The sequence below is a fragment of the Cohnella hongkongensis genome, from assembly GCF_042654645.1.
Taxonomy (GTDB): domain Bacteria; phylum Bacillota; class Bacilli; order Paenibacillales; family Paenibacillaceae; genus Cohnella; species Cohnella hongkongensis.
In genome coordinates this window covers 1-11,768 of record NZ_JBHSEP010000006.1, presented here as the reverse complement: position 1 = coordinate 11,768, position 11,768 = coordinate 1, and the positions used below count along the sequence as shown (strand labels likewise).

9 protein-coding genes and 1 pseudogene are annotated in these 11,768 nt (G+C 55.7%); all 10 read left to right on the top strand.

Annotated features, from left to right (window positions below; translation table 11 throughout):
• The first annotated feature begins 46 nt into the window (after positions 1-46).
• The gene (locus tag ACFO3S_RS10260) at positions 47-901 is read left to right on the top strand and encodes an ABC transporter permease (RefSeq protein WP_378095413.1); all 855 of its coding nucleotides are present in this window, start codon (positions 47-49) and stop codon (positions 899-901) included.
• Positions 902-914: 13 nt separating this feature from the next.
• The gene (locus tag ACFO3S_RS10255; RefSeq protein ID WP_378095059.1) at positions 915-1,796 is read left to right on the top strand and encodes a carbohydrate ABC transporter permease; all 882 of its coding nucleotides are present in this window, start codon (positions 915-917) and stop codon (positions 1,794-1,796) included.
• Positions 1,797-1,837: 41 nt separating this feature from the next.
• Positions 1,838-2,602, top strand: a complete 765-nt coding sequence (locus ACFO3S_RS10250) for a PHP domain-containing protein (RefSeq protein WP_378095057.1) — start codon at positions 1,838-1,840, stop codon at positions 2,600-2,602.
• A gap of 208 nt (positions 2,603-2,810) precedes the next feature.
• On the top strand, positions 2,811-4,580 hold the full coding sequence (locus ACFO3S_RS10245; protein ID WP_378095055.1) for a sensor histidine kinase: 1,770 nt from the start codon (positions 2,811-2,813) through the stop codon (positions 4,578-4,580).
• Positions 4,577-5,278, top strand: coding sequence for a response regulator transcription factor (locus tag ACFO3S_RS10240; protein ID WP_378095053.1), 702 nt, complete (start codon positions 4,577-4,579; stop codon positions 5,276-5,278). The genes ACFO3S_RS10245 and ACFO3S_RS10240 overlap by 4 nt, the downstream gene beginning before the upstream one ends.
• A gap of 184 nt (positions 5,279-5,462) precedes the next feature.
• The gene (locus tag ACFO3S_RS10235) at positions 5,463-6,740 is read left to right on the top strand and encodes an ABC transporter substrate-binding protein (protein WP_378095051.1); all 1,278 of its coding nucleotides are present in this window, start codon (positions 5,463-5,465) and stop codon (positions 6,738-6,740) included.
• Positions 6,741-6,826: 86 nt separating this feature from the next.
• On the top strand, positions 6,827-7,696 hold the full coding sequence (locus tag ACFO3S_RS10230) for a carbohydrate ABC transporter permease (RefSeq protein ID WP_378095049.1): 870 nt from the start codon (positions 6,827-6,829) through the stop codon (positions 7,694-7,696).
• Between the two features lie 14 nt (positions 7,697-7,710).
• Positions 7,711-8,550, top strand: coding sequence for a carbohydrate ABC transporter permease (locus tag ACFO3S_RS10225; protein WP_378095047.1), 840 nt, complete (start codon positions 7,711-7,713; stop codon positions 8,548-8,550).
• Positions 8,551-8,572: 22 nt separating this feature from the next.
• The gene (locus ACFO3S_RS10220) at positions 8,573-10,705 is read left to right on the top strand and encodes an ADP-ribosylglycohydrolase family protein (RefSeq protein WP_378095045.1); all 2,133 of its coding nucleotides are present in this window, start codon (positions 8,573-8,575) and stop codon (positions 10,703-10,705) included.
• A 364-nt stretch (positions 10,706-11,069) separates the two neighbouring features.
• Positions 11,070-11,609, top strand: a pseudogene (locus ACFO3S_RS10215) (group II intron maturase-specific domain-containing protein); the annotation flags it as partial.
• Positions 11,610-11,768: the final 159 nt, after the last annotated feature.

The window sequence follows — 11,768 nt, the reverse complement described above, 5'->3', positions numbered from 1 at the left end:
AGGGACAAGCTTGTTTAACAGGACGAACAACCGCTATTACCATTTGATGCTGCTGCCGGGCATGATCATGCTGATTATTTTCAGCCTTGTCCCGATGGGCGGCATCGTGATGGCCTTTCAAAATTTTCAGGCCCCTAAGGGGATATGGGGCTCCGAGTTTATCGGTCTCGACAACTTCAGGCGCATTCTGCTGCTGCCGGATTCCAGGCAGATTATGTTCAATACCGTTGCGATCGCCGTATCGAAGCTGGCTTTGGGTATGCTCGTCGCGGTGGCGTTCGCCGTGCTGCTTAACGAGTGCAGAACCACTTGGTTCAAGCGTTCGGTACAGACGATCGTGTATTTGCCGCATTTTCTTTCCTGGGTCATTCTGGCGGTCATGTTCAGCAATCTGCTGTCCTATTCGGGACCGGTCAATCAAATCGTGGCGGCGCTGGGCGGAGAGCCGGTCATGTACTTGGTCAGCAACGACTGGTTCAGGCCCATTGTCATCCTGAGTGACGTGTGGAAGGAGTTCGGGTACAGCGCCATCGTCTACGTGGCGGCCATGACCGCCATCAATCCGGACTTGTACGAAGCGGCCTCCATGGACGGGGCGAACCGCTGGCATAAAATCGTGAGCATTACGCTTCCGTCGATTCTGCCGACCATTATTTTGATGACGACCTTGAACATGGGCAAGGTACTGGACGCCGGCTTCGATCAGATCTACAACCTGTACAGCCCGCTCGTCTACGAGACCGGAGATATTATCGATACCTACGTGTACCGGGTCGGGCTGATCAACATGCAGTACAGCTTCGGAACGGCGGTCGGCCTGTTCAAATCTGTGATCAGCTTTGCGCTGCTGGTCGTTTCCTATCGTTTGGCCATCCGGTTTGCGGGCTATCGAATTTTTTGACGGGAGGGGTACTATGCTGAAGCGATGGACGGCCACCGACGCGGTCGTGGCGGCGATCCTCGGGCTGGTCGCGCTAACGAGCCTTGTCCCGATTCTGAACACGATCGCCATCTCGCTAAGCGACAAGACGAGCGCGGCCATGGGCAAGGTGTACGTCTGGCCGGTCAATTTCACTCTGTCGTCCTATCAGGCGATTCTCGAGGAGAAGCAGTTTCTGGTGTCGTTCATGAATTCGGCGAAGCGCGTAGCGATAGGCGTATCCATCAATCTGATTCTGATCGTTCTGATGGCGTATCCGCTCAGCAAGGCGCCGGCCGTGTTCAGGGCCAAACGCTACTATATATGGGTCATCGTGTTCACGATGCTGTTTAACGGCGGTCTGGTGCCTACTTTTCTGGTCGTCAAAAATTTGCAATTGATGGACACCATCTGGGCGCTCGTGCTGCCCGGGGCGGTTCCGGTGTTCAGCGTGATTCTGCTGATGAACTTCTTCAAGAGCGTGCCGGAATCGCTGGAGGAAGCCGCGATGGTGGACGGGGCGACGCCCTGGTATTTGCTGTGGCGCGTCTACATTCCGCTGTCCAAGGCGGCGATCGCCACGGTGGCGCTGTTCGCGGTGGTGATGCATTGGAACGCCTTCTTTGACGGGAAGATTTATATCAATACGCCGGAGAATCTGCCGCTGCAAACCTATATCCAGTCGCTTGTGGTCGATCTGAATCCGCAGCAGATGGCCAGCATGACGCCGGAGCAGCTGGAGGAGCAGATGAAGATGTCCAGTCTGACCTTCAATTCGGCGAAGGTGATGGTGTCGATGATTCCCATTTTGCTGGTTTATCCGTTTTTGCAGCGTTATTTTGTCAAAGGGATCGTCATCGGGGCGGTCAAGGAATAGTCAAAAAAGCGATTCGTCGGACAACGGCGAGGGAGGACGTTATGTATCAGATCAAGGCGGATACTCATGTGCACTCGTTAACTAGCGTCCATGCTTACAGCACGATCGAGGAATGTGCCAGGCATGCGAGCGCCAAAGGCTTGACCTGTATTGCCATTACGGATCACTGCACGGAGGATTTCTCCCAGCGCGAGAAATCGATTGAGGCGATTCATGCCACCACCTGTCTCCCGCGCGTTATGCACGGAGTGACGGTGCTGCGCGGAGTGGAGATCGATATCGTCGATTATGACGGGCACCTGGCTTTCCACGATCAGGTCAGTCCGTTCGACCGGTCGCAAAGCGCCTGCGATTTTCTGCTGCAATCCCGGGAAGTCGTCATCGCCAGCGTGCATATGTCGTTCGGGGAGGACAAGGGAACCGTGGAGCAAAATACCGCGATGTATACCCGGGTGCTCCGTCATCCTAAAGTGCACATTCTCGGACATATCGGCCGATCGCGACGGCCTGTCGATCTGGATCGCCTATGCGCGGTCGCCCGGGAGACGGGCAAGATGATCGAGATCAACAGCCATTCCCTGAAGCTGGGCAGCGAGATTGTGGATACTTGCCGCCAAGTGGCGAAGAAATGCGCGGAGCACGGCGTGTATATTACCGTTAGCAGCGATGCCCATTCGGGGTATGGCATTGGTGATTTCGGCCATGCGCTGGCTATGCTGCAGGACATTCGCTTTCCGCGCGAGCTGATCGCCAACGAGACGGAGGACAAGCTGCTGAGCTTGCTGGCGGCTATTGATCGCGAATAATACAACCCGGATGACGAGATAAGAAGACGACAGCCTGCGGGGCTGTCCCGGAAGGTCATAAAATGGACCTGAGGGACAGCCTTTTCTTATTTGCATGCCGTTTGAAATTCGGATGGACTTGTACAGAGTCTGTTAATTCGTCTGTCATTGATATAAAATACGCTTTACTGCATGAGTATCCAACTTCAGACGAGGAAGTGCTTCCCCGATGAATTCCATTAAAGCCCGAATGGCGATTCGATTCTCTATCCTGTTCTTGGTTTGTCTTTGTCTTGCAGGTTGGTACCTGTTCCAGAAAACCAAATCGACGCTCCAGGATACGACCATCGAATTTATGCAGTTGACCTCCCGACAAGTCAGCCAAAGCATGGACGAGAGCTTGGGGATGGCAGAGAAAAGCGTCAATACGATCATCAGCAACTGGAGCCTGCAATCGATTCTTAACGAGCAATCCCCGGCGCTTTATTACCGCCAGAGGGAGCAGATCAAGTCGGTGATCAGGGATGCCTCCAGCGCCAGCGAATATTTGTCGGCCGTACAGATTTACTCCCCTCAATACGGATATCTCGGCTTTAACAACAGCCCGCTTCAGCCTTACGAAATGAAAAATTTGCTCTTCGATATGACCTCCGGCGGCGAAGCGCCTTTCGAGCGGATCCTGTGGCTCGTGTCCGAGGAGAAGCTTCGGGAACAGCCTTATATTTACGGCATTCGGAGAATGACCAACTTTATCGGGCAGGAGCCGCTCGGCTATGCCCTCGTGCTGCTGAACGCCGATTTTCTGCTTGAGGCTTACAGCCGCTCGGATATGGCGCTGCAAGGCGAGCTGCTGCTTTACGACAATTCGGGGAATGTTATAGCGGGAAGCGAGAAGTTGGACGACGAGGCGGCCGATTATTATTTCCAGCGGACGCATCGGCTCGAAGCCGGCGATTATCTGGTGGACGATTCGTCGCATGGGGAAAGTCTGGTCGTGCATAACCGGTTGAATAACGGCGAATGGCATACGGTAGTCGTCATTCCGGTGTCGGCCTTGACGGAGAAGATCGGTTATATCCAATCGGCCTGGTTATGGGTATCCGTGGCGGCGGTGCTGATCATTATCGCCAGCTCCTGGCTGCTCTCCTTGCGCATCACCTTGCCAATCCGGCGGATGCAACGGGCCATGGAGCAAGTAGAGCAGGTGAAGCGGGGCGATCTTCCGCCATTGCTGCGGGAAACCAAGGTGAAGGAAATCGACGAGCTGAGCCGCTCCTTCAACCGCATGTCCAAAGAAATTCATACGTTGTTTCACCAAGTGTACGCGGCTGAAATACGCAGGCAGAAATCCGAGCTGCGGGAATTGCAAGCCCAGATCAATCCGCATTTTTTGTTCAACACTCTGGATTCGGTCTATTGGCTGCTGATCCTGAAGGAGCAGGAGGAGGCGGCCGGCATCGTGGTCGCTTTGTCCCGGCTGTTCCGCTATTCGACTGGAACCCGGCAAGATATCGTCACGCTTCGCGAGGAGCTGGAGCACATTAAGAACTACATGTACGTTCAGCAGGTGCGCTTCGACAAGATCGCCGTGGAGTTCCGCATTGCCGAAGGCACAGAATCGAGGCCGGTGCTGAAGCTGATGATTCAGCCGCTGGTCGAGAATGCGATCTATCACGGACTGGAGAAGCGCCATGACGGAGGCAAGGTGACCATTAGCGCCGAGTTGGCCGAAGACAATGCTGTGCTGTTGACCGTTCAGGACAACGGAGCGGGCATTCCGCCGAACAGGCTGGACGAAATTCGCGCCGCGCTGCAGAGCCAACCGGCGTTGTCCGTGCAATCCGAGGACGGGCTGGCGTTGGAAAATATCTACCAGCGCATGAGATTGTATTACGGCGGCAAGGGGAGCATGCAAATTGACAGCGTGCATGGGGAAGGAACGAAAGTGACGTTAAGATTGCCTTATCCGGTTCGCGTCGAAGGGGAGACTGGGAATTGAGACTGATTTTGGTGGACGATGAGCGTCTGGTGACGACGGGGCTGTCCAGTCAGCTTCGGAAATATCGGCCGCATTGGGAAATCGGCGGTTTGTTCGCCAGCGGCGGCGAAGCGCTGGCGTATTTGCGGGATCATCCCGTTGACGTGGTCATTACCGATATTCGCATGCCGGACATGGACGGTCTGGCCTTGATTAAGCACACGGCGGAGCTGTATCCCGCAGTCAAGTCGGTCATCCTGACGGGGTACGCGGAATTTGAATACGCCCGGACGGCTATCAAGCATGGCGTTATCGAATATTTGCTGAAGCCGATCGAGTACCAGAGCATCATTGCTTTGCTGGACCGGCTGGAGCGCGAGCTGGCGCCGGAACGCGCGCTTGGCACACTCGAACGGGCGATGCTGTACATCGAAGAAAATTACCGGAACAGTTCGCTTTCACTTGGCGAGGTAGCGGAGCACGTGAATTTAAGCGCGGCGCATTTCAGCCGAACCTTCAAGCAGGAGCGGGGCGTATCGTTTATTCAGCATTTGACGCAGCTTCGGCTGAACGAGGCGGCTTTGCTGCTGGAGCATAGTCCGCTCAAGGTATACGAGGTGGGACAGGCTGTCGGCTACCACGATCAGCACTACTTCTATCATTTGTTCAAAAAGCATTTCGGACAAACGCCGCTGCAGTATCGGGAAGCAAAAAAGTAAACAAAAACATCAATTCTTTCTCTCTTACTGGCCTTTATTGGCTTTGTTATGCTTGATGTAAGCGCTATACAAAAGGGTTGCTGCAGCGGCCCCAACGCCGGCAATGGCGCGCTGTCCGGCATTGAAAGCGCTTGGATTCCGGAGCTTCGGGCATCATTCATTACAGCACAGAGAAGGGGATAAGATGAAAAAAACGACGGTGTCGACGATAGCGGCATTGCTGTTGACCGGACTGCTGGCAGGCTGCGGGAGCAACGGCAACAAGGAGCAGCCTGGACAAGAAGCAAGCGGCGGGGAGCAGACGGTCGTCCGCGTCGCGATCAGCGGCAGCGAGCAGGAGAAGCAGGTGCGTTACGATACGGCGGAGCTTTTCATGAAAGCCCATCCGAATATCAAGATCGAATGGGTCGACCTGGGCTCGGAGCGCTACCAGAAAACGCTGACGCTCATTTCCGGCGGCAATGCGCCGGATATTCTGTACATGAACGAATGGACGGTGCCTTTGGCCGAAAGAGGCGTGCTGATGCCGCTAGACGAGATGATCGAAGGCGATCCGGATTTTGATTTGAGCGAGTTCTATCCCTCGGTAATCGACGCCTACAGGGTGAACGGCAAGCTGTACGGCATGCCGCAGGAAATATCGCCTTATGTCATTTATTACAACAAGGATCTGTTTGACGAGGCCAATCTTCCGTATCCGAAGGATGACTGGACGGAAGAGCAGTTTTTCGAGATCGCCAGAAAATTGACGGACCCTTCCAAGAAGCAATACGGTTTCCTGTATGAAAATTACGGCGCTCCGCTCGACGGCATGCTGACCCGCAACAATGTCGAAATTTATGCCGACCCGGCGGAGAGCAGGCTCGACTCCGCGGAAGCGTTGGAAACGCTGACAAACATTCGCATGCTGGTCGACGAGAAAATCACGCCCAACCCGGCCGAGCAGCAAGCGGCCGGTCAGGGCAGCTCCGAGCAATTTCGCAACCGTCAGGTCGCGATGTTCTCCGCGGGCATGTGGTATTTGCCGCCGTTTAAGCAGGATCCGCTGCCGTTCAATTGGGATGTCGTGCGCATGCCGTACAAGCAAAACCAGCAAACCAAGGTTGGCGCTTTAAGCTGGTCGATCTCCAAGGATACGAAGCACCCGGAAGAGGCGTGGGAGGTTTTGAAGTTTTTCGTGGGAGAGGAAGGCATGAAGGTGGTGGCCTCCTATAACATGGCGCTGCCGGCATCCGCGAACAAGGAGGCGAACCAGATCATTCTCGACTCCGGCTTCCCGGCTAATGTCAAGGCATTTGTAGACAGCGCGTCCGACGTTCGCATGACCGAGTTCATGAACGGCAAATACTCGGAAATCAACGACGCGATCTCCGAAGTGATGGATAAGCTGCTGCTCGGCCGGCTGACGCCGGAGGAGGCGCGGCAGGAACTGATCGTGAAGATCAAGGAGAAGTCCTCGTAACGAAATAGACCAAGCGGAGCTGCGGGCGGCTCATAGTTCGCGGGCCGCCCGCAATTCCGGGAGCCGTTGGGAAAGGAGGCGAACCGATGGCCAGGAAAGAGGCCGCCTGGGGCTATATCTTCATTGCCCCGATCATGATAGGGTTTTTGGTTTTTATGCTGTATCCGTTTGCGTATTCCTTCTACTTGAGCCTGACATCGTCGGACGGCATTGTCGTCCCGGACTTTGTCGGCCTGAACAATTACCGGAACCTGCTTCAGGATGAAACGTTTCTTCGCTCGCTGCGCGTCACCGTGTATTTCACGCTCGGCACGGTTCCGGTCGGGGCGCTGCTGTCTTTGCTGGCGGCGCTGCTGCTCAACAGGAAGATGAGATTTACGACCTTGTACCGGACAGCTTTCTTTTTGCCCGTCATTACTTCGACGGTCGCGATTGCTACGGTCTGGAAGTGGCTTTACAACACGGATTACGGCTTGATCAACAGCGTTCTGGGCAATCTGGGCTGGTATCAGCCGCCATGGCTGGCCAGCGAAAGATGGGCGCTGTTCTCGGTCATCCTCATGAGCGTCTGGAAAAACATCGGCTTCAATATGGTTATTTTTCTCGCAGGCCTGCAAGGGATTTCGCCTTCGCTGTATGAATCGGCCAAGATCGACGGCGCGGGCGCCTTCAAGCGGTTTGTCTATATCACGGTTCCCATGCTGCGCCATACGACCGTGTTTGTCGTCATTATGGCGGTGATCGGTTCTTTCCAGGTGTTCGATCAGGTATTCGTCATGACGGACGGCGGTCCGGCCAAATCGACGACCGTTGTCGTCTACTATATTTATCAGAATGCGTTTAAATATTTCAATCAAGGCTATGCGTCGGCAATGGCCTATGTGCTGTTCGCTATTATATTTGCGGTGACCTTGGTTCAGACGCGCCTGGCCCGAAGCAAGGACGTCAACGGATGAAAGGAGGCGCCCTTATGATCAAGCCTGCAAGGAGTCTGGAAACGGTCAAATCCGTCTTGCTGCATGCGGCAATGCTGGTCTTGTCGCTGCTGATGGTCGTCCCTTTTCTGTGGATGATTTCCACGTCGCTGAAGAGCGTCAACGAGATGTACCTGATCCCGCCAAGCTGGATTCCGGCGGAAATCATGTGGAGCAATTACGTTTATATGCTGGAATCCGCGCCTTGGCTGCTTTATTTCTACAATACGGCGAAAGTTACGTTCTTTGTCGTATTGGGGCAGGTGGTCGTCTGCTCCATGGCGGCGTACGGCTTCGCCCGCCTGAAGTTTCCCGGACGCGACGCCTTGTTCCTGCTGCTGCTCGGAACGATGATGATTCCGTACCATGTCACGATGATTCCGACGTTCCAGATTTTGCGGAAGCTCGGGTGGCTCGATACGCATTATGCCCTCATCGTTCCGGCGCTGTTCGCGGCATTCGGCGTTTTCCTGCTTCGCCAGTTTTTCCTGACGATTCCGAAGGAGCTGGAGCAGGCCGCGATGATCGACGGCTGCGGCTACTTCCGAATCTTTATTCATGTCATTATGCCGAACGCGAAGCCGGCTTTGACGACGCTGGCCATCTTCACCTTTATGTCGACGTGGAACGATTTTCTGGGTCCGCTGATTTATTTGAACTCCGACCGTTTGAAGACGTTGACCCTGGGGCTGGCTACCTTTCAAGGCACGTATACGAATCAATGGAATTACATGATGGCGGGCTCGCTTATCGTGTCCCTGCCGATCCTGCTCGTCTATGCGTTTGCCCAGCGTTATTTTGTGGAGGGCATCGTGATGAGCGGTCTGAAGGAATAATCCGCGAAAGGAAGGAACGATGATGACTGGAATACCGGACGATTATCCGGAAAGGGTCTATGCGGGGTGGCTGGGCAAGGTGATCGGCGTCCGCCACGGCGGCAATATCGAGCAATGGACCTACGAGCAGATTGCCAGAACGTTCGGGGAGATCACAACCTATCTGCATCAGTTCAAAAATTTCGCCGCCGACGACGATACGAACGGACCGATGTTTTTCCTGCGGGCGCTCGAGGATTATACGCATACGCGGGAGATCGGCGCCGAGCAGATGGGGCTGACCTGGCTCAACTATGCGCCGGACGGGCACGGCTTCTATTGGTGGGGCGGCTATGGCGTGTCCACGGAGCATACGGCATACCTGAATTTGAAAAACGGAATTACGGCTCCGCGTTCCGGCTCGATCGCGCAGAACGGCGCTGCGGTCGCGGAGCAAATCGGAGGTCAGATTTTCATCGATGTATGGGGACTGATCGCGCCCGGCAATCCGGAGCTGGCGGCGGAATACGCCGGGAAGGCGGCCAGCGTGTCGCATGACGGCAACGGGAAGTACGGCGGGATGTTCATCGCGGCCTGCATTGCCGCGGCTTTCACGGAGAAGGAGATTGCGGCGGTGCTGAAGGCGGGTCTGAGCGTCATCCCCGACGACTGTGAATTCGCCGCGATGACGCGGTCCGTGATGGATTTCCATGCCCGGCATCCGGAGGATTGGCGCGAGGCGTTTCAATTTGTGCGCGATCGTTACGGCTATCATCTGTATCCGGGCAACTGTCACATCATCCCCAATGCTGCGGTTATCGTCCTGTCTTTGCTGTACGGAAACGGAGATTTCTCTCGCTCCATCAACATCTGCAACATGTGCGGCTGGGATACGGATTGCAACGTGGCCAACGTGGGCACGATTGTCGGCGTGCTGGGCGGACTGGCGGGCATCGACGATTCGTGGCGCAAGCCGATCGGGGATTTCCTGTGCTGCTCCAGCGTAATCGGAACGTTGAATATTCTGGACTTGCCGTGGTGCGCCTCCTACATTGCCAGGTTCGGCTACCTGATCGCCGGCGTGGAGCCCCCGGACCGTTGGGCGGACATCGTGCGGGGGCAAGCGGCGCGGTTTCACTTCGAATATCCGGGCTCGACGCATGCGCTCCGCACGGACAGCGACGATCCGTCCCGGAACGTCACGGCGGTCGTGGAGAATACCGACGCCTGCCGCGCCACAGGCTCCCGGTCGCTTAAGGTGCTGTTCGATCGGGTAAAGGGAGGATACGGCTATCGCGTCTATCACCAAACGTACTACCGCCCGGACGATTTCGACGACAGCCGTTACGATCCGGCTTTCTCGCCGCTGCTGTATCCGGGCCAGACGATCAGCGCCAAGGTGATGGTGCCGGAGTTCGTGTCGTTCGATATTCAAGCCCGGATGTACATCCGGGACGGCAACGGGGGGCACTATTTTTACGGCGAGAAAACAAAGCTGCGCAAAGGGGAATGGACGGAGCTTTCCTACCGGATTCCGCGCATGGACAACGTCTGCATAATGCAAGCCGGCATCGAATGGATTCCCGAAGCGGGCTGGAACAGCAATCTGGCAGCTTACGTGGATTCGATGAACTACAGCGGTCAAGCCGACTATTCCATCGATTTCGGCAAGGAAAGAATGGAGTATTGGAACTCCGTCCATCTCGAGGTCAGCCAATGCACCTATTTACGGGGGCACTGGCAGCTTGAGAACGGGATGCTAAGCGGGAGCTACAGCGGGGAGTCGGCCGAATGCTATACGGGCGATCTGGCCTGGACGGACTACAGCTATGAGGCGGAGGTTATCCCACAGCTGGGAGAGGATCATCTGATCCAGTTTCGGGTACAGGGCGGGATACGCAGCTATGCGGCCGGCTTCGCGGCGAACGGACGCCTGGCGCTCTACAAAAATGACAACGGCTACCGCGTCCTGGCGGAAACGCCGTGCGCCTGGCTGCCCGGAGAAAGCTATCTGATCCGGGTAAGCGCCAAGGGCAACCGTTATCGCGTGTACATCGACGGGAAAGAACGGCTCGCATACACGGACGAGGAGCGACCGTATCTGAACGGGCAGATCGGGTTCGCCAATTTTAACGGCAGCCGCACGCATTATAAACGATTTTCGGTGAGCCCTTGAACGCGAGGCAGGCCGGGATGAAAGGTTTGCGAAAACCGAGCTGCGAACGAAGAGGTACGGAAAAAACCGTCAGGGTAAACTCCCCTGGCGTTTTTTTTACTGGTACGCCCAGCATGGGCGTCATCTATACGGTGAAAGTCCGGAATGGGGGCCGGCAAGCGCCTACCATTAGCCAAGAGCAAGGGTATCCGTCGCGAGGCGGAATCTGAAGGAAGCTGGAGGCAAAAGCACGGCCTGAGGTACACGAATCCAAATAGAGGCGGTTGCAGCCGGATGAGTCACCCAGACATGCCGAAATCCAAAGCTGCCAGGGGCTGCAGCCGTAGACTTGGTCAGGCGCGGGCGGAAAGATGACGTTCTTATCTGGGGAGGCCTGCGGTTCGTCCGCTAGGCGGACGACTGCAACATCTTTGTTGCGAGCAAACGGGCCGGAGAGCGTGTGATGGAGTCGGTAACGCACTTTGTAGAAGGAAAGCTGAAACTGAAAGTGAACCGGGACAAGAGTGCAGTAGACAGGCCATGGAACCGTAAGTTCCTCGGATTTAGCTTCCTGTCGAACAAACAGGCAACGATTCGGCTGGCGCCGAAAACCATCTCGCGCATTAAAGAGAAGATTCGGGAGCTGACCAACCGGACACCGTCGATCTCCATGGAAGAGCGAATCCTTTGCCTGAACCGTTACCTCATGGGATGGGTAGGTTATTTCCTCCTAGCCTCAGCGAAGACGCACTGTCAGAGCTTTGACCAGTGGATTCGCAGGAGACTCCGCATGTGTCTTTGGAAACAGTGGAAACGGGTGAGAACCCGCATCCGCGAGCTCCGGGCGCTCGGAGTCCCCAACTGGGCGAGCTTCATGATGGCCAACTTACGCCGTGGCGCATGGGAAATGTCCCGGAACACAAACCTTTTGGAACCGCCGTATGCGGACCCGCATGTACGGTGGTGGTGTGCTGTGAAAGCTGCATCAGAGATGAGGGAAGGCCCCTCGACGGGGATCGAGTCAGGCGAACCCGTCAAACAGCCCTAAGCTGCTGCAATAAAGAGTTGTGGTAGTGAGCGTCTA